Genomic DNA, 18,176 nt, shown 5'->3' on the forward strand with positions numbered 1-18,176 from the left:
CAGGCGTCATCACGCGTAGTGAATATGCGTGACACATGGTGAGACCGGATTGCCGTGCGCGTGCGCGTGTCGCGCCGCAGCGCGCTGCCTGCGCGTACGCCCCCGCCGCGCGCCCGCGCTCCCCCGGGCTGCGGTCCCGGGGGAGCGCCGGGCGTCACCCGGTGGAGGCGGGCGTTCTCTCGTCCTGCTCGTCGCCGAGGACCAGGACCACATGGAGGGTGCGTGGCCCGTGCACGCCCTCGACCCGGTCGAGCTCGATATCGCTCGTCGCGGACGGTCCGGAGACCCAGGTCAGCGGACGGCCCGGCACCAGGCGCGGCAGCGCCTCCGGGAGCGACGCGACGACCTGCCCCGGCGCGCGTACGACGCACACGTGGAGGTCCGGCACCAGCGTGAGGGCGCGGCGGCCCTGGCCCTCGGTGCCGTCCAGGACGAGGGTGCCGGTCTCGGCGATCGCCAGGGCGCAGCCGGTGACGACGGCGTCCGTCGCGTCGAGCTGCCGGGGCGTCAGCGGCTCGGCGCGGGTGTCGTGGCGCTGTTCGGCGCCGGTTGCGGCGAGCCAGGCGGCCGGCAGCCCGGGCGGCACGGCGAGCGAGCGTACGCCGTGCTCGGCGAACACGGCGGCGACGACCTCGGGGAGGTGCGCCTCGGTCGTGCGGTGCACATGGGCGCGGTAGTCGGCGAGGTTGTGGTGGAGGAGGTCCAGCAGCGCGGCCGGGTCGTCGGAGGGGGCGTGCGCGGTGAGGTAGTCGCGAGCGGGCTCCGGCGCTTCGGGCGCGTCGGCGACGGCCGCGCGGATACGGGCCAGGATCCGGTCGCGGGAGCTCGTGCCGGGTCCGGCGTCGCCCGTCCGAGGCGCGGCGTTCGTCCCCGAGGCGGCTTTCGTCCGCGAGGCGTCGCCTGTCCGTGGGTCGGCGTTCGTCCCCGAGGCGGCGTTCGCCCGCGAGGCGTCGCCTGTCCGTGGGTCGGCGTTCGTCCGCGATGTGGCGCCGGCGCGTGGTTCGGTGTTCATCCGTGGTTCTTCCTCCACCAGTCCCGGAAGGACTGCTCCGGCATCTCCGGCAGTTCCCGGCCCTCGGTCCAGGCGCCCGCGCCCGGCAGCCGCGACGGGTGCGCGCGGCGGGTCGCGGAGGCGAGGCGCTCACCGGCGGCGAGGGCGGTCGGGTGGTCGAGCAGCCAGGTCGCCGCCCGGACGGCGGCCTTCTCCAGCCGGTGCCCCTTGCCGCCCTGTGCTGCGACGCGCCCGCGCAGGTGCACCAGCACCTCGGGGATGTCGATGGCCACCGGGCACACCTCGTAACACGCCCCGCACAACGACGACGCGTATGGCAGCGAGGCGTCGATCCCGCTCGCCGTGCCGCGCAGCTGGGGAGTGAGGATGGCGCCGATCGGGCCCGGGTAGACGGAGCCGTACGCGTGGCCGCCGGCCCGCTCGTACACCGGGCAGACGTTCAGGCAGGCCGAGCAGCGGATGCATCGCAGCGCCTGCCGGCCGACCTCGTCGGCGAGCGCGTCGGTGCGGCCGTTGTCGAGCAGCACGAGGTGGAAGGTCCGCGGGCCGTCCCCGTCGCTCGTACCGGTCCACATGCTGGTGTACGGGTTCATCCGCTCGGCCGTCGACGAACGCGGCAGGGTCTGGAGGAACACCTCCAGATCGCGCCAGGTCGGCACCACCTTCTCGATCCCGACGACCGAGATCAGCGTCTCGGGCAGGGTCAGGCACATCCGCCCGTTGCCCTCGGACTCGACCACCACCAGGGTGCCCGTCTCGGCGACCATGAAGTTCGCGCCGGAGATCCCGACCTTCGCGCGCAGGAACTTCTCCCGCAGGTGCAGGCGCGCCGCCTCGGCCAGCTCGGCGGGCGTGTCGGTCAGGCCCTCGGGCGCGGGCCGGCCCCACGCGCCCATCCGGTCGCGGAAGATGTCGCGGATCTCGCCACGGTTGCGGTGGATCGCCGGGACCAGGATGTGCGACGGCCGGTCCTCGCCCAACTGCACGATCAGCTCGGCGAGATCCGTCTCGTACGCCGCGATGCCCTCGGCCTCCAGGGCTTCGTTGAGGCCGATCTCCTGCGTGGCCATGGACTTGACCTTGACGACCTCGCGCTCGCCGGTCGCCTTCACCAGGCCGGTGACGATCCGGTTCGCCTCGTCGGCGTCCGACGCCCAGTGGACCGTGCCGCCCGCCGTCGTGACCGCCTCCTCCAACTGGAGCAGGTACGCGTCCAGATGGCGCAGCGTACGGTCCTTGATCCGCTTGCCCGCCTCCCGCAGCTGCTTCCAGTCCGCGAGCTCCGCGACCGCCCGGGCCCGCTTGTCGCGGATCGTGTGCGTCGCGTGCCGCAGATTGGCCCGCAGCCGCTCGTCGCGTACGGCCGTGGCCGCCGCCTGGGGAAACGCCGGCATTCCGACGAACGTCGTCGTCCCGCTCATCGCAGCGGCTCCTCTTCCGTGCTCGCCAGGATCTCGGCGATGTGCACCGCCCGCATCCGCTCACCCTCCCGCCGCAGGATCCCGCCGATGTGCATCAGACACGAGTTGTCCGCGCCGCACAGCACCGCGGCGCCCGTCCCGGCCGCGTTGCGCACCTTGTCGCGGCCCATCGCCACGGACACCGCGGCGTTCTTCACCGCGAACGTCCCGCCGAAACCGCAGCACTCCTCCGCGCCCGGCAGCTCCACCAGCTCCAGGCCCTTGACCGCCTCCAGCAGCCGGCGCGGCCGGTCCCCGAGCCCCAGCATCCTCAGACCGTGACAGGAGGGGTGGTACGTGACGGTGTGCGGGAAGTACGCGCCCACGTCCGTCACACCCAGCACGTCGACCAGGAACTCGGTGAGTTCGTACGTCCGGGGCCCCAGCTCCGGCGCACCCAGCTTCGGGTAGGCGTCCCGCACCATCGCCGCGCACGAACCCGACGGCGTGACGACGTACTCGTACCCCTCGAACGCCCGCACCGTCCGGCGCACCAGGGGCAGCGTCTCGCGCCGGTAGCCGGTGTTGTACTGCGGCTGGCCGCAGCACGTCTGCTGCGCCGGGAAGTCCACCTCGATCCCCAGGCGCCGCAGCAGTCGCACCACGGCGATGCCGGTGGCGGGGTACACCGCGTCATTGACGCAGGTCACGAACAGCGCGACGCGCATCCTGGCTCCTCCCTCCCTCTCGACCTTCTCGACCACGCGGAAATCCGGGCGTCGGCCTCGTCCCATGCCTGTGCCTGTGCCTGTGCCTGTGCCACCGCGCCGCGCGGAGTGTAGTGGCGCAGCGGCTGCGCCGTGGCGACCAGGTGCCTCGCGAGCCGCCCTGGCGGTCTTGAAACGATTCACTCCGTGCGCACACGATGGCTGCTGGACTGGCAGGCAGTCAAGCTGCTCCAGCACGCGGGTTGACGCCCCCTCCTGTTGAAAGCTTTCATCTAAGTGGTCGACCGCGTCCGCGACCTCGACCGCAACCGCAACTGCCACAGGGGGGTGTCGCGCCGTGCAACGCGTCTGCTTTCTACTGAGGGTCCGTCAGGACCGGCTCGCCGAGTACCGGGAACGGCACGCGGCCGTCTGGCCCGAGATGCGCGACGCGCTCACCGCCGCCGGATGGCACAACTACTCGCTCTTCCTGCGCGACGACGGCCTGCTCGTCGGGTACGTGGAGACGCCCGACTTCGAAGCGGCCCGGGCCGCGATGGCCCGGACCGAGGTCAACGCCCGCTGGCAGGCCGAGATGGCGGGCTTCTTCGAGGAGTTGGACGGACGGGGGCCGGACGAGGCGATGACACCTCTCACCGAGGTGTTCCACCTCGCCTGACCCCCGTCGCATCCGGGATCAGGTCCCGGAGCCGAGCTGGTCGAGCGTGTGCTCCAGCTGCGGCAGGCAGGCGCGGGACTCCTCCGTGTCCAGGGCGCGCACCTCGGCGATCAGCGACCGCAGCCGTGCGGCGGCCGCGTCCGTACGGCCCGACCCGTGCTCGGCCCACGCCGCCTGGACGGCGCACCGCGCGCGCTCGTCCAGCGCGCCGGGGCCCAGCGAGGCGAAAGCCGCCCCGGCCTGCTCCAGCAGGAGCACCGCCTCCCGCCGGACGCCGTCGGCCGCGGTCGCGGCCCGCTGTGCCGAGTCCGCGGTCGCGTTCTGCTGCGCCTGGTCCGCGTCCTCCTCGCCTTCGTCTTCCTCGTCTTCCTCGTCCTCCTCGTTCTCCTCTGCGTACAGCTCGTCCAGGAGCAGCTCGGCCGTCTGCGCCCAGGTGCGCGCACGCTCCACCAGCAGCTCGGCCCCCTCGCCCTCGACCGCCGCGAGTGCCCCCGCCATCAGCTCCTTGGCGGCGGCAGGGTCGCCGCCGCGCATCTCCAGCCAGGCGAGCGAACGCAGCGCGCGGGCGAGGGAGACCGGATCGCCCACGCTCTCCCACAGCTCGACGGCCCGGCGGTACGCGGCGGCCGCCTCGTCGCGCAGGCCCGCGCCCGAGAGGCACTCCGCGGCGAGCGTCGCGAGCTGGGCGTGCGCCCCGGGGTGCTCCCAGCCCTTGGCCACCTCGGCGGCGAGGAGGTACTGCTCCGCCGCGGCCCGCCGGTCGCCCAGCGCGCGCAGGTTCCGCGCGAGCGTGTCCCGGGCGCGTACGGCCTGCTCGTCGCCGTGCTCCAGCAGGTCCGGCAGCGCGGACTCCAGCACCTCGGCCGCCTCGGCGGAGCGCCCCGTCTCGCCGAAGGCCTGGGCGAGGACCAGCCGGGCGTACGCGCCCGCTCCCGCGGAGTCGCCCGCCGCGTCGAACCAGTGCGCCGCCTCGAGGGCGTACTGCGCGGCCTCGGCCTCCTTGCCGTCCTGCTGGTACAGCACCTCGGCCAGCGTCAGCCGTATCCGGCCGAGCTCGTGCGCGTCCACGAGTTCCGCGCTGTGCGTCACCGCGGCGCGCGCCGCCTCCTCGGCGTCGTCCAGGCGGCGGAGCCGCATCAGCAGCCGGGCCCGCCGCGCCAGCGGCTCGGCCGCGTCCCAGGGGAGGCCCGCGGCGAGGACGCGCCGCGCGGCCAGGGCGAGCAGTTCGTCCGCCGTGTCCGGGTCACCCGCCCGCCAGGCCAGGTCGGCGCGTATCCCGTCCGCCTCGGCGAGCAGGTCGTCCACGCCGCTGCCGTCCCCGTGGTCCCGCCCGAACTGCTGGGTGAACGCGGCCAGATCGGCTTCGAGGCGTGCGTCGCCGTGGTCCTCCTCGCCGTGGTTCTCGTGGTCGTGGTCCTCCTGGTCGTGCCGCAGCGCCGCGTCGATCTTTATCTTCAGCAGGGCGGCCGTCGCGATCCGCCGTGTCCTGGTGGGGTCGGCCGGGTCCAGGTCCTGCGCCGCGGCGGCGGCCGCCGCCACCAGGTCGCGGATCTCCTCCGGCTCCGCGCCCGCCCGCACCGCCGCGGTGGCCACGCGCAGGTCGGCGAGCGCGGCACGGCTCGGCTCACCGGCGGCGCGGTAGGCGGCGGCGGTCCGCTCGAAGAGCTCCCGCGCGCGCTCGTCGCCCGCGTGCCCGGCGCGGATGGCCCGGTGGTCCAGCAGATCGGCCGCGAGCAGCGGATCGACGGCCGCGCCATCGCCGCCGTCACCGTCGTCGGAGCCGTTGGGGTGACCCGTGCCGTCCGGGTCGCCCGCGCCCGCCGCGTCGACGAACGCCTCGACCCGGTCCCACGCGGCCGTCGCCCCCGGATGGCCCTGGGCGCGCAGCTCCCGTGCCTCGGCGACCAGTTCCGGCAGGGCGGAGGCCGGGGCCGCCGCCTGCTCCCCGCCACGGGGGACCGGCACCGCCGGTGCCGCGGCGGGCGGGCCCGCGAGCCGGGCGGCCCGCACGCCCAGGGGCAGGCTCTCCAGCAGCGGCTCACGCTCCAGGCGGTGCTTCAGCCGCCCGGACACGACATCGCTGCCGTTGCGCTCGTCGAAGCGGCCCGCGATCCCGGCGGCCTCGGCGTCCAGCAGCTCGTGCAGCTCCCGCACCGTGCGCTGCCGTCCCGCGTACGCGACCGCGGGCTGCTCGCCGATGCCGAGCGCCAGCAGCCGGCGCAGCAGGACCAGGGTCCCGGTGAGCAGCTCCAGCCGGGCCCACGGGTTCCCTTCGGACGCGAGGTGCGACGCGTGCTCGGAGAGGATCTCCAGGCCCCGGCCTTCGTTGCCGGTCAGCGCGCAGAACTCGATGTGCAGGCCGATCGAGGGCAGCAGGCTCTCGTTGCCCCGGGCCATGCGGTAGCCGCGCAGGTGGTGGGCGCGTGCCTCGTCCGGCCGGCCCGTCCGCACCAGCGGGAGCAGCGACTTGGCCAGGACCCGGTGGGGCTCCTCCATGCAGCTGGAGCTGCCGTCGAGGACGGGCCCCCACGTGCGCAGGGCTTTGTCGTCCTGCCCTCGGCTCAGCCAGTAGTGGCCCTGGTCGTTGAGTTCGCAGGCGTGGCAGTTGGCCATCCGGTCACGGTCCGCCGCCGTCCACGCGGCGAACGCGCGCGCCGCCCGCTCGGTGTCGCCGGTGTCCTCGGCCAGCTCGAACTCGGCCTGCCGTACGGCGCGCTCGCTGTATCCGGCGACCCTGTAGCGGCGCTCCATCTCGCCGAGCCACCGCTCCATGGTGGCGAGGGGGATCTCCGGAAGCGTCAGCATCCCGGAGCTGACCCACTTGAACATCCAGTGGAAGGTGTGGGTGTCGCCGCCGTCGAACGCGGACGGGTCACGGTCCCACTCCTGCATGAGCCGTGCGAACGGCACCAGCATCTTGCCGCGCTCGGTGCTGTACTCGTACGCCCTGACGAGCCCGAAGAGCGCGTGCCGCAGCAGGTCGCGGTCCCCGGTGGCCTCGGCTGCCGCGACCAGCTCCTCCGCCCGCGCGTTGCGCAGCAGCCCGTTGGGCGCGGACTCGTTCTCCCACAGGGCCCGGCGGATGTCTTCGGGGTCGGGCCGGCCCGCGTGCTCGGCGGTGGTCACTTGTCGTCCTCCCGGGTGGGGCCCTCGGCGGGGGTGGTGGTGGGGTGCGTCGCCCATTCCAGGAGCCCGAGGAAGGCCCGGTTGAGCAGTGAGGTGTCGGCGGGGCGCAGCGGGCGCTGCGCCATCAGCAGGGCCTGCCCGTACAGCGACTCGACCGCCGTACCGGCCAGCTCCGGGTCGGTGATCGCCGCGACACGGCGCACCAGCGGGTTGTTGTGGTTCAGCACCAGCCGGGCGCGGGGCGCCGAGCCGCGCAGGGCGCCGAGGATGTCGCTCCACAGGGTGTCGGCGCCCTCCTCGGCCGCCGCGCGGTCCCGCTCGTGGCGGGCCTCCCGGTCGTCCAGGTAGAGCGCCGGCACGGTGACGGGCTGGAAGGCGCGCAGCGCCACGTCGCAGCCCAGGGCGTTGAGCCGTGTCCGGGCCGTGGCGAGGAACGCGGCCAGGGCCAGCTCCTGCTGCGGCTCGACCGGGTCGAGGTGCGCGGTGACGGCGCCCGCGTCGAGCTCGCCGACGGTGACCCCGTCCCGGACCTGCGGCAGCAGGGCGATGAGGTCCGCGTCGTAGGTGTACCCGCCGTTGACGACGCCCAGGCCGTGCGCGGCGGCGATGGGGGAGACCTGCCGGAACTCCTCCACCGTGCGCGTGAAGTGGACCTGCGGATGGGCCCGTACGAACTCGTCGAGCGTGACCCGGCCGTCGCTGGTCTCGAACGGCAGCCACGGCAGCATCAGCGCGAACAGGTCCGCGTCGTGCCGCGCCATCGACTTCACGCCCAGGTGGTGCACGGTGAGGAACGCCGCCAGCCGGTCGGGGTCCCCGGCCGCGAGCTCGGCGAGCCACTCGCGGATGCGGACGCCGAGCGCCTCGCGCACGGCGGCGAGGGTCTCGTCGTCGTACAGGTTCTCCCGGGACGCCGTGGGGCGCAGGGTGTCGGTGTCCAGCACGACGCGGACGAAGAACGCCCAGTCGGGCAGGAGGTTGTCCGCCCGGTCGGTGAGCAGCATGCCCTTCAGGTAGACCCGGTGCGCCGCCCGGTGGGCGGGGCTGGTGGCCGAGGGGAGGACGTACGCCACACCGCGTACGCCCGCGACCGGCAGGTCCAGGTCGATGGAGTCCAGCGGCGTGAACCCGAAGACCCGCGCGCAGTGCCCGGCGAGCGCGACGCGCCGCGCGGTGGGCGTCGGGTAGGGCCGGTCCCACACGGCGGGCCGCTCCGTCAGCGGGCGGTCGGTGGCGTCCGGCCCGGTGAAGGTGACCTCGTGGGGCAGCAGGGACCCGAAGTCGCGGGCGAGCTCGGCCACGCGCCCCGGCTCGGTCCACTCCTCCGCCCCGGGGCGCGGCTCCAGCCGCACGGTGGTGCCCGGCTCCGGACGCGCCTCGTGGGGCAGCGTCCGTACCGTGTACGACCCGTCGTCGCTCGCCAGCCACTCCACCGGCGGCTCGTCGGGCTTGCGGGCGGAGCGCGACACCACGCGTATCCGCCGGGCGACGACGAAGCAGGCGAGCAGCCCGATGCCGAACTGCCCGAGGAACTCCTGCCGGGCGCCGTCCAGCTCGTCGCGCTTGGAGCTGCGGCCGATGGTGGCGAGGAGGGTGTGCACCTCCTCGGAGGTCAGACCGATGCCGGTGTCCTCCATGACGACGGCGTCGCCGGTGGCCGTCAGCCGGATGCCGGTGGGCGCGGCGGGGTCGTGGGCGAGGCGGGCGGTGACGGCGTCCACGGCGTTCTGCAGCAGCTCGCGGACGTACACGCGCGGGCTGGAGTAGAGGTGGTGCGACAGCAGGTCGACGAGGCCGCGCAGGTCCACCTGGAAGGTGTTCACGGCCGGTTCGGCGGTGGGCCGGGACTGGGGCTGGGAGGAGGGCTCGGAGGGAGCGGACGGATCGGATGGATCGGACGGGCGAAGGTTCATGGGCACAAGGGAGCACCCTCACGGCCCCGGACGGCAGCCGCGGGTGCGGGTCGGGCGATCGCGGGGTCCCCCCCTCACGAATCGCGACGGGCCCGGCCTGACCCCGGCGCCGTACGCGGGCATACGCGCACGCCACCGAGCAGGACTCGGAATTGATGACCATCGTAGGGAGGGCCGCTGACAATGCCCAGGTACTTTCCCCGCGAGGGAGCCGACGCAGCCCGTCCAACCGCCCTAGGGGGTGTCTTGCCGATCTTGCCGGGCTCGCGGCGTCTGGCACGCGCGCTCGCCGCGTTGTCGTCGGTCGCCGATGCTCCGCATGGACTCCCTCCTCCGCCTTGCGATCGCACGCACCAGACGCCGCTCGCTGATCCGGCCTGATCGACAAGACACCCCCTACGACCCCCCGCCCCCCGCCACCGCGTAGTCCGGCGGCGCCGGGTTGCGGAGCCCCTCCGCCGCGTCCGAGACACGGCGGAGCAGCTCCAGGAAGACCGTCTGCTCGGCGGGGTCCAGGGGGGCGAGGAAGACCTGGTTCATCCGGGCCGTGCGGACCGCGAGGCGCTTGTGCACGCGTACGCCCTCCTCCGTGGCGTGCAGCACGGAGCGGCGGCCGTCGCGCGGGTCGCGCACCTTGTCGAGGAGGCCGCGGTCGGCCAGGCGGCGGACGACCTCGGCGATGGTGGAGCGGTCGAGGCCGACCCGCTCGCCGACCGTGCGCTGGTCCAGGGCGTCCTCGCCCACCAGGGCGTTGAGCACGGCGAACTGCGGTGAGGTGACCTCCTCCGAGACCATCGTGGTCCACAGCAGCGTGTGCGCCTGCTGCAACCGCCGGGCGAGATGGCCCGGATGGCTGCCGAGGTCGAGTGCGGGCACGGTGCACTCCTCTCTCCCGATGTGTCCCCTGGGGCCATGTGCTCCCCAGGGGTACCTGAGCCGGAACAGTGTCTCATGCATGCGCCGTGCACTGAGGGTCTTGACCAGCGCCGAGCGCGGTGTCAGTCTGCTCCCCGACGACAGATGCTCAGTGTACTGAGCATTTCTTTCTGCTCGGGGAGGAACCAGCCGGATGGACAAGGTGGTGGCCACAGCCGCGCAAGCAGTGGCCGACATACACGACGGAGCGTCCCTCGCGGTCGGCGGCTTCGGCCTCAGCGGCGTACCGAACACGCTCATCCAGGCGGTGTACGAGACCGGCGTCAGGCGTCTCGCCGTCGTCTCCAACAACTGCGGAGCCATGGAGTCCGGCCTCGCCGTCCTCCTCGCCGCCGGGCGCATCGCCCGCGTGACCGGCTCGTACATCGGTGGCAACAAGGAGTTCGCCCGCCAGTACCTCGGCGGCGAGCTGGAGCTGGAACTGATCCCCCAGGGCACCCTCGCCGAGCGGCTGCGCGCCGGCGGCGCGGGCATCCCCGCCTTCTACACACCGGCCGGCGTCGGCACCCAGGTCGCGGACGGCGGCCTGCCCTGGCGGTACGACGGCGACGGCGGCGTCGCCGTGGCGTCCCCGCCCAAGGAGGTGCGGGAGTTCGACGGCGTACCGCACGTCCTCGAACACGGCATCCGCACCGACTTCGCGCTCGTCCGCGCCGCCAGGGGCGACCGCCACGGCAACCTCGTGTTCGCCAAGTCGGCCCGCAACTTCAACCCGCTCGCGGCGATGGCCGGGCGCGTCACCGTCGCCGAGGTCGAGGAGCTGGTCGAGCCCGGCGCGATCGACCCGGACCACGTGCACCTGCCGGGCGTCTTCGTCCAGCGCGTCGTGGCCCTCACCCCGGAGCAGGCCGCCGACAAGAAGATCGAGAACCGTACGACGCGAAAGGCACGCGGCTGATGCCCTGGACCCGCGACCAGATGGCCGCCCGCGCCGCCGCCGAACTGCGCGACGGCGAATACGTCAACCTCGGCATCGGGCTGCCCACCCTCATCCCCGACCACCTCCCCGACGGCGTCCACGTGGTCCTCGAATCGGAGAACGGCATCCTGGGCACCGGCCCCTACCCGTACGAGCACGAGGTCGACCCCGACCTCATCAACGCGGGCAAGGAGACCGTCACGGTCCTGCCCGGCGCCTCCTACTTCGACTCGGCGCTCTCCTTCGCGATGATCCGCGGCGGCCACATCGACGTCGCCGTCCTCGGCGCCATGCAGGTCTCCGCCCGCGGCGACCTCGCCAACTGGGCCGTCCCCGGCAAGCTCGTCACCGGCATCGGCGGCGCCATGGACCTCGTCCACGGCGCCCGGCGGGTGCTCGTCACCATGACCCACACCGCCAAGGACGGCAGCCCGAAGATCGTCGAGGAGTGCACCCTTCCGCTGACCGGACGGGCCTGCGTCCACCGGATCATCACCGACCTCGGCGTCCTCGACGTCACCGACGACGGCCTGGTGCTCGTGGAGACCGCCCCCGGGGTCACCGCCCGGGACATCGCCGACCGCACCGCCGCCCCGGTCCGTACGGCCCGCTGAGCCCACTGAGCCCACGAGTCAGCAGAACTTCGCAGAACTTCACAGGAGTTCACCGCCATGGCACTCACCCAGCAGGACATCGACGTCGAGATCGTCCGGCAGCGCACCGCGTACGAGCAGTCCGTCGCCGAGGGCGCCCCGCGCGCCGACCACCCGCCGCGCGACTACCCGCCCTACCGCTCCAGCGCGTTGCGCCACCCGCGCCGGCCGCTCGTCGCCATCGCCGCCCAGCGCGATCCGGAAGCCGTCGAACTGGCCGCACCCGCCTTCGGCGAGACCGACGTCACCGAGCTCGACAACGACCTCACCCGCCAGCACCACGGCGAGCCGATCGGCGAGCGCATCACCGTCACCGGGCGCGTACTCGACCGCGCCGGACGTCCCGTACGGGGACAGCTCGTCGAGCTCTGGCAGGCCAACGCCGCCGGCCGCTACGCCCACCAGCGCGACCAGCACCCGGCCCCTCTCGACCCCCACTTCACCGGCGTCGGGCGGACCCTCACCGACGACGAGGGCGGCTACCGCTTCACCACGATCAAGCCGGGTGCCTACCCCTGGCGCAACCACACCAACGCGTGGCGGCCCGCCCACATCCACTTCTCGCTCTTCGGCTCCGCGTTCACCCAGCGGCTCGTCACCCAGATGTACTTCCCGAACGACCCGCTCTTCCCGTACGACCCCATCCTCCAGTCCGTCACGGACGAACGCGCGCGGCAGCGGCTGGTCGCCACCTACGACCACACCCTGTCCACCCCCGAATGGTCCCTCGGCTACCGCTGGGACATCGTCCTGGACGGCCCCGCCGCCACCTGGATGGAGGAAGGCCGATGAGCGCCCTCGACCCCACCCCCTCGCACACGGTCGGCCCCTTCTACGGGTACGCCCTCCCGTTCCCGGGCGGCGGCGAGATAGCACCCTTCGGGCATCCGGACACGATCACCCTCCACGGGTACGTCCTCGACGGCGAGGGCGCCCCCGTCCCGGACGCGCTCGTCGAGATCTGGGGGCCCGGACCCGACGGCGAACTGCCGCGCAGAGGCGGCTCGATGCGCCGCGACCCCGTCACGGGCGGCTTCCTCGGCCGCAACGGCGTCGACTTCACCGGCTTCGGCCGCGTACCGACCGACGCCGACGGCCACTGGACGGTACGCACCCTGCGCCCCGGCCGGCGGGGCGCCAGCGCCCCCTACCTGAGCCTGTGCGTCTTCGCCCGCGGGCTCACCCACCACCTCTTCACCCGCGCCTACCTCCCCGAGCCCGCCGAAGCCCGCGCCGCCGACCCCCTGCTCGCCTCGCTGCCGCCCGCACGCGCCGCGACACTGGTCGCCCACCCGGAACCGAACCACCCGGAACCGAACCACCCCGAACCGAACCGGACGTACCGGTTCGACATCCGGTTGCAGGGCGACGGATCGCAGGGTGCCGGGTCGCGGGGTGGGGACGAGACCGTCTTCCTGGAGTTCACATGACGGCGTACGACCCCGAGGACGCGGGCCTGCTCGCCCCCGGCAGCGCGGGCACCCCGGCCGAGGCCGCCACCTCCGACGCGGCCTTCCTGCGGGCGATGCTCGACGCGGAGACCGCCCTGGCCCGCGCCCAGGCGCCCCCGGAGGCCGCCGACGCCATCGCCGCCGCCTGCGCCCGCCCCTTCGACGCCTCGGACGTACGGGACCTGGCCCTGCGCGCCCGTACCGGCGGCAACCCCGTCATCCCGCTCGTCGCGGACCTGACCGCCGCCGTACCGGAACACGCGCGGGCGTACGTCCACCGGGGCGCCACCAGCCAGGACATCCTCGACACCGCGGCGATGCTCGTCGCCTCCCGCACCCTCGCGCTGGTCCTGGCGGACCTGGAGCGCGCCGCCGCCTCCCTGGCCGCCCTCGCGACCGCGCACCGCGACACGCCGATGCCCGGCCGCACCCTCACCCAGCACGCCGTCCCCACCACCTTCGGCCTGAAGGCGGCGGGCTGGCGCGCCCTGGTCCTGGACGCCCGCGACCGGCTGGCCGCCGTACGCGACCGGCTGCCGGCCCAACTCGGCGGCGCGGCGGGCACCTTGGCGGCCTTCGAGGCGTACGGCTCCGATCCGCTCGCCCTCGTCGGCGCGTACGCCCGCGAAGTGGGCCTCGCCGAACCGGCGCTGCCCTGGCACACCCTCCGTACCCCCGTGGCCGACCTCGCCGGCGCCCTCGCCTTCACGGCCGGGGCGCTCGGGAAGGCCGCCGCGGACGTCCTCGTCCTCTCCCGTACGGAGACGGGCGAAGTGACCGAGGGCAGCGGCGGCGGGTCGTCCGCCATGCCCCACAAGACCAACCCCGTACGCTCCACGCTGATCGCCGCGGCCGCCCGCCGCGCCCCCGCCCTCGCCGCCGTCCTGTACGGCTCCGTCGCCGCCGAGGACGAGCGGCCCCCCGGCGCCTGGCACGCCGAGTGGGAGCCGCTGCGCGACCTGCTGCGCCTCGTCGGCGGCGCCGCGCACCACGCCGCGCACCTCGCAGAGGGGCTGCGCGTCCACCCGGAGCGGATGCGTGCCCACCTGGACCTCACCAGCGGCCTGATCGTCTCCGAGCGGTTGCGGACCCGCTTCCCGAAGGACGTGCTCACGCGCGCGGCCGAGGAGGTCCGTACGACGGGGAAGCCGCTCGACGACGTCCTCGGCGTGCCCCCCGAGCTCACCGACCCCACCCACTACACCGGCGCGGCCGGAGCACTCACCGACCGCGCCCTGGAACGCCGATGAAGCCGATGAACCGCCCCGACCTTCTCCACCACGTCATCGAGGGCGCCGACCGCGCCCCCGTCCTGTTCCTGGGGCCCTCGCTGGGCACCTCCACCGCCCTGTGGGACCGCGTCGCACCCGGACTCACCGCCTTCCGCCGCGTCCGCTGGGACCTCCCCGGACACGGGCACAGCCCCGCCGGCCTCCTGCGGCCCGGAGCCACCGTCGCCGACCTCGCCGCGCACGTCCTGCGCCTCGCCGACTCCCTCGGCCTGGAGCGGTTCCACTACGCGGGCGTCTCCCTCGGCGGCGCCGTCGGGCTCTGGCTCGCCGCGTACCATCCCGACCGGCTGGACCGGCTCGCCGTCGTCTGCTCCTCGGCCCGCTTCGGCGAGCCCGGCCCATGGCGGGAGCGCGCCGCGCTCGTACGCCGCGAGGGCACGGCGCCGGTCGCGGCGACGGCGGCCTCGCGCTGGTTCACGCCCGCCTTCACCGGCGACGCCCTGGCCCGGCACCTCGTCGACGACCTGCGCCGGGCCGACCCGTCCGCGTACGCCGCCTGCTGCGACGCCCTGGCCGCCTACGACCTGCGCGCCGCCCTGCCGGACATCGCCACCCCCACGCTGGTGCTCGCCGGCACCGAGGACCCGGCCACCCCGCCGGCCCACGCCCACGAGCTCGCCGCCACCCTCCCGGACGCCACCCTCACCGAGCTCCCCGGCGCCTCCCACCTGGCCCCCGCCGAGCGCCCGGACGAGGTCCTGGCCGCCCTGCTTCTCCACTTCGCGGGGTGAAGACGCATAGCCGAGCGCAAGCGGGTTACCCGGATGACGTGCCGAGCGCGGCGGGAGCCCGCCGCGCGTCGCCGACAGCACGGAAGCGAGGAGTCACTGATGAGCACGGTGAAGGAAGCCGTAGAGGTCGAGGTTCCTGTCCACACCGCCTACAACCAGTGGACCCTGTTCGAGTCGTACCCGGAGTTCATGGAGGGCGTCGAGCAGGTCCGGCAGGTCGACGACCGCCACAACCACTGGGTCACCAAGATCGGCGGGGTGAAGCGCGAGTTCGACACCGAGATCATCGACCAGCTCCCCGACGAGCGGATCGCGTGGCGCACCATCAGCGGCGACACCAAGCAGAAGGGCATGGTCAGCTTCCAGCGCCTCGACGACACCCACACGCGCGTGGAACTGGTCATGGACGTCGAGCCGAGCGGTATGGCGGACAAGGCCGCCGACATGACCGGCATGATCGACCGCCGCGTCAAGGGCGACATGAAGCGGTTCAAGGAGTACATCGAAAAGCAGGGCACCGAGGACGGCGGCTGGCGCGGCCGCATCCGCCCGGGCGACTGACCCCGGCGGCCCGCAGCGGGGCCGCCGGCCCCGGTGAGTCGCATGAGCCTCCTGACCCCCGGGCCTTCGGGCCTGGGGGTCAGGCCTGCGACGGGCGGCCGTCGGCTCGCCGACCTGAGCCCGACCGTGGGCCGGGTCGGCCTCGGTGCGATCTGGAACGCGACCGGCCGTTGCTGCCACGGTCGTGCGGGGCCCGGCCGCCCGACGAGGCCCAAGGGGCCCGGCCGCCAACTCCGGCCCCGCCCCCGGCAAGCGCCCGCGCCCCCCGCCTCACCCCCCGCCCAGCCGCACCAGTTCCCCGCCCGCCCGGAGGCCCGGGACGTCCCGCGGGTCGACCACCACCAGTTCGTACGGGTGCGTGCGGCCGCGTTGCCATTGGCCGCCGGACAGGGGGACCGTGGCGACGTTCGGGACGGGGCCCGACGTCCAGTCCAGGGGGCCCGCCATCGTGTCCAGGTGGGTCGCGCCGAGGGCCGCGGCCACGGAAGGTGGGTCCGTCGGGTCGGTGGCGGTCGTCAGGGCGTGGGACGCCACCTCGAAGAGGGCGTACGCGAGGCCCAGCGGCTGGAGCCAGCGGTTGCCGGTGGCGTGCTCGTACGCCTCGGCGAGCTCCGCGGCGGTCATGCCGTCCAGGGACGAGCGGTAGGGGTGGTCCGGGGTCCAGTAGACGAGCGTCCCCACGTCGGCCTGCGCGCACTCCCCGGCGGCCGTCGCGGCGGGCGGGTACGCCAGCCACCGGGAGCAGGTGATCAACCGGGGTCGCAGGCCGTACGCCGCGGCCTGCCGACGGAAGAGCGCGAGGTCCGCCCCCGTCGCCGCGCTCGTGACGACGTCCACGCCCGCCTCCCGGAACGCCGCCAGCGCCCCGCCCTGGCCGTCGAAGCCCACGGACGGCTCCCGGTACCCCGCCGGATCCACCAGCCGGTACCCGCGCGCGCGTGCCGCCGGGAGGAAGCCGTGGGCGGTGTGGCGCGACCACGCCCCCTGCGGACCGTCGTTCCACAGGCACCCCACCGCGCGGTCCGGCCCCGCGCCCGCCGCCTCCCACAGGTCCGCGAAGGTCTCCGCGATGTCGTCCAGGCCCCAGCAGAAGTGGTACGTCCACCGGAACGGCCGCTCCTCCGTCGCGCCGCGCCCGTAGAAGTACACCTGCCAGGGGAACGTGCTGGACAGGCACGGCACACCGGCCTCCTCACAGCTGTCGGCGACCGTCGGCAGCACCTCCGTCCCGGCCAGCGTCACCACCATCCGCGCCCCTTCGTCCCGCACCAGCTCCCGGACCGCCCGCCGCGCCCCCTCGGCGGTGGAGCGGCTGTCGCGGCTCACCAGGCGCACCCGCCCGCGCAGTTTCGGCGCCACGAGCTCCATGACGTACGCCAGCGGATCCCCGAGCCGCGCCAGTCGGCCGGTGCGCGCGACGACCACGCCCACGGTCGGGATCCGTCCTTCTTCCCCGCTGTTCTGTTCCATGCCCCGGACAACGCCACCGCGGAGGGTGGCGTAACGAGGCGTAACGATCCGTCTCTCTCCGGGCCCGTACGATGAATCGATTCATGACAGGGGGCCTCCGAGCTCCTACGATGAAGCTCCGAGGCAGAGGACAGGGGGTGCGCGGCGTGGCGCGCATGGTGGGCATCAAGGACGTGGCGCAGCACGCGGGCGTCTCCGTCGGGACCGTCTCCAACGTCATCAACCGCCCCGGCACCGTCGCCGAGGCGACCCGCGAGCGCGTCCAGGCGGCGATCGAGGAACTCGGGTACGTCCGCAGCGAGTCCGCCCGACACCTGCGCGCGGGCCGCAGCCGCATCCTCGCGCTGCTGGTCCTCGACATGGCGAACCCCTTCTTCGTGGACCTCGCCACCGGCGCCGAGCGCGCCGCCCGTGCGGCCGGGCTCGGCGTGATGCTCTGCAACAGCGCCCAGGACCCGGCGGAGGAGGCCGAATACCTCGCGCTCTTCGCCGAGCAGCGCGTGCGCGGCGTGCTGGTGACGCCGGCCGATCCGGCGGGGCACACCCTCGCGGCGTTCGCCCGGCACGGCATCCCGTACGTCCTGGTCGACCGCACGGCGGCCGCCGCCGACGCCTGTTCCGTCTCGGTCGACGACGTCGAGGGCGGTGCGCTGGCGGCGCGGCACCTGCTGGACGGCGGCCACCGTTCGCTCGTGTACGTCGGCGGGCCCGCGCACCTTCCGCAGGTGCGGGACCGGTGCACCGGGGCGCTGGGCGCGCTCGCCGACGCCGGGCTGCCCGCCGAGGCCCTCGTGCGCGTCGAGACCGACCGGCTGGACGTGGCCTCGGGGCGGGACGCGGGGGCCAGGCTGCTGGGCATGTCCCCGCGCCCCACGGCGGTCTTCTGCGCCAACGACCTCCTGGCGCTCGGTGTGCTCCAGACGCTCTTCGCCGCGGGGGTGTCCGTCCCCGGGGACATCGCGCTCGTCGGGTACGACGACATCGAGTTCGCGGCGGCCGCGGCCGTCCCGCTCACCTCCGTACGCCAGCCGGCCCAGCGGATGGGCCGGCTCGCCGCCGACCTGCTGATCGAGGAGGCCGGCGACGCGGCGGCCCGCCACGAGCACCGGCGCATCGTGCTCCAGCCCGAACTGGTGGTCCGCGCCTCCAGCATGGCGCCTCGCGGACGCTGAGCCCTGAGACCCCGAGGCCGCGAGACCCCGGGGGCCCGAGGTCCCGGCGGCCCGTCGCCCCCGAGCCCCGCCAAGCTATTCCGTCCAAACCGTTGACGCGCCCGGCGGTGCTCCTTACGTTGTCTCGGCAAGCGCTTTCCTAAAACGATTCAAT

General features: G+C 74.2%; 16 protein-coding genes. 9 read left to right on the forward strand and 7 right to left on the reverse strand.

Annotated elements, in window-relative coordinates; genetic code table 11:
• Positions 1–154: 154 nt before the first annotated feature.
• The 3 genes from ABZX67_RS11460 to ABZX67_RS11470 all read right to left on the reverse strand — a co-directional run bounded on the left by ABZX67_RS11460 (position 155) and on the right by ABZX67_RS11470 (position 3,140).
• Entirely contained in the window at positions 155–811 is a 657-nt protein-coding gene (locus ABZX67_RS11460; RefSeq protein ID WP_355357669.1) for an LUD domain-containing protein, read from the reverse strand.
• A 197-nt stretch (positions 812–1,008) separates the two neighbouring features.
• Positions 1,009–2,433 carry a LutB/LldF family L-lactate oxidation iron-sulfur protein gene (locus ABZX67_RS11465; RefSeq protein ID WP_355357395.1) on the reverse strand — a complete coding sequence of 475 codons (1,425 nt, stop codon included), beginning with the start codon at positions 2,431–2,433 and terminating at the stop codon, positions 1,009–1,011.
• Positions 2,430–3,140, reverse strand: a complete 711-nt coding sequence (locus ABZX67_RS11470; protein ID WP_355357398.1) for a (Fe-S)-binding protein — start codon at positions 3,138–3,140, stop codon at positions 2,430–2,432. The genes ABZX67_RS11465 and ABZX67_RS11470 overlap by 4 nt, the downstream gene beginning before the upstream one ends.
• A gap of 337 nt (positions 3,141–3,477) precedes the next feature.
• Between ABZX67_RS11470 and ABZX67_RS11475 the strand changes: the two genes are divergently transcribed.
• Positions 3,478–3,798 (forward strand): L-rhamnose mutarotase, encoded by a 321-nt coding sequence (locus tag ABZX67_RS11475; protein ID WP_355357401.1) that lies wholly within the window; start codon positions 3,478–3,480, stop codon positions 3,796–3,798.
• 18 nt (positions 3,799–3,816) lie between these two features.
• Here ABZX67_RS11475 and ABZX67_RS11480 read toward each other — a convergent pair whose 3' ends face one another.
• The 3 genes from ABZX67_RS11480 to ABZX67_RS11490 all read right to left on the reverse strand — a co-directional run bounded on the left by ABZX67_RS11480 (position 3,817) and on the right by ABZX67_RS11490 (position 9,713).
• A complete protein-coding gene (locus ABZX67_RS11480; protein ID WP_355357404.1) occupies positions 3,817–6,924 on the reverse strand; it encodes a tetratricopeptide repeat protein in 3,108 nt (1,035 codons plus the stop codon).
• Positions 6,921–8,837 carry an HSP90 family protein gene (locus tag ABZX67_RS11485; protein ID WP_355357406.1) on the reverse strand — a complete coding sequence of 639 codons (1,917 nt, stop codon included), beginning with the start codon at positions 8,835–8,837 and terminating at the stop codon, positions 6,921–6,923. The genes ABZX67_RS11480 and ABZX67_RS11485 overlap by 4 nt, the downstream gene beginning before the upstream one ends.
• Before the next feature lie 396 nt (positions 8,838–9,233).
• A complete protein-coding gene (locus ABZX67_RS11490) occupies positions 9,234–9,713 on the reverse strand; it encodes a MarR family transcriptional regulator (RefSeq protein ID WP_355357409.1) in 480 nt (159 codons plus the stop codon).
• A 193-nt stretch (positions 9,714–9,906) separates the two neighbouring features.
• Between ABZX67_RS11490 and ABZX67_RS11495 the strand changes: the two genes are divergently transcribed.
• The 7 genes from ABZX67_RS11495 to ABZX67_RS11525 all read left to right on the forward strand — a co-directional run bounded on the left by ABZX67_RS11495 (position 9,907) and on the right by ABZX67_RS11525 (position 15,380).
• Positions 9,907–10,671: a CoA transferase subunit A gene (locus ABZX67_RS11495; protein WP_355357412.1), complete on the forward strand. Its 765-nt coding sequence runs from the start codon at positions 9,907–9,909 to the stop codon at positions 10,669–10,671.
• Complete coding sequence (locus ABZX67_RS11500) at positions 10,671–11,306, forward strand: CoA transferase subunit B (RefSeq protein ID WP_355357415.1); 636 nt, start codon at positions 10,671–10,673, stop codon at positions 11,304–11,306. The genes ABZX67_RS11495 and ABZX67_RS11500 overlap by 1 nt, the downstream gene beginning before the upstream one ends.
• A gap of 57 nt (positions 11,307–11,363) precedes the next feature.
• Positions 11,364–12,137 carry a protocatechuate 3,4-dioxygenase subunit beta gene (pcaH, locus tag ABZX67_RS11505; RefSeq protein ID WP_355357418.1) on the forward strand — a complete coding sequence of 258 codons (774 nt, stop codon included), beginning with the start codon at positions 11,364–11,366 and terminating at the stop codon, positions 12,135–12,137.
• Positions 12,134–12,775 carry a protocatechuate 3,4-dioxygenase subunit alpha gene (pcaG, locus tag ABZX67_RS11510; RefSeq protein ID WP_355357421.1) on the forward strand — a complete coding sequence of 214 codons (642 nt, stop codon included), beginning with the start codon at positions 12,134–12,136 and terminating at the stop codon, positions 12,773–12,775. Before pcaH ends, pcaG begins: the two co-directional genes overlap by 4 nt.
• A complete protein-coding gene (gene pcaB, locus ABZX67_RS11515) occupies positions 12,772–14,046 on the forward strand; it encodes a 3-carboxy-cis,cis-muconate cycloisomerase (RefSeq protein ID WP_355357424.1) in 1,275 nt (424 codons plus the stop codon). Before pcaG ends, pcaB begins: the two co-directional genes overlap by 4 nt.
• A complete protein-coding gene (locus tag ABZX67_RS11520; RefSeq protein WP_355357427.1) occupies positions 14,043–14,819 on the forward strand; it encodes an alpha/beta fold hydrolase in 777 nt (258 codons plus the stop codon). Before pcaB ends, ABZX67_RS11520 begins: the two co-directional genes overlap by 4 nt.
• A 99-nt stretch (positions 14,820–14,918) precedes the next feature.
• Complete coding sequence (locus ABZX67_RS11525) at positions 14,919–15,380, forward strand: SRPBCC family protein (RefSeq protein ID WP_355357430.1); 462 nt, start codon at positions 14,919–14,921, stop codon at positions 15,378–15,380.
• A 270-nt stretch (positions 15,381–15,650) separates the two neighbouring features.
• On the opposite strand, the gene ABZX67_RS11530 is transcribed toward ABZX67_RS11525, so the two are convergent.
• Positions 15,651–16,850, reverse strand: a complete 1,200-nt coding sequence (locus ABZX67_RS11530) for an ABC transporter substrate-binding protein (protein ID WP_355357433.1) — start codon at positions 16,848–16,850, stop codon at positions 15,651–15,653.
• Between the two features lie 155 nt (positions 16,851–17,005).
• Between ABZX67_RS11530 and ABZX67_RS11535 the strand changes: the two genes are divergently transcribed.
• Positions 17,006–18,022 carry a LacI family DNA-binding transcriptional regulator gene (locus ABZX67_RS11535; protein WP_355357672.1) on the forward strand — a complete coding sequence of 339 codons (1,017 nt, stop codon included), beginning with the start codon at positions 17,006–17,008 and terminating at the stop codon, positions 18,020–18,022.
• Positions 18,023–18,176: the final 154 nt, after the last annotated feature.

This window comes from Streptomyces sp. NPDC003036 (assembly GCF_040611175.1).
Classification (GTDB): Bacteria; Actinomycetota; Actinomycetes; order Streptomycetales; family Streptomycetaceae; genus Streptomyces.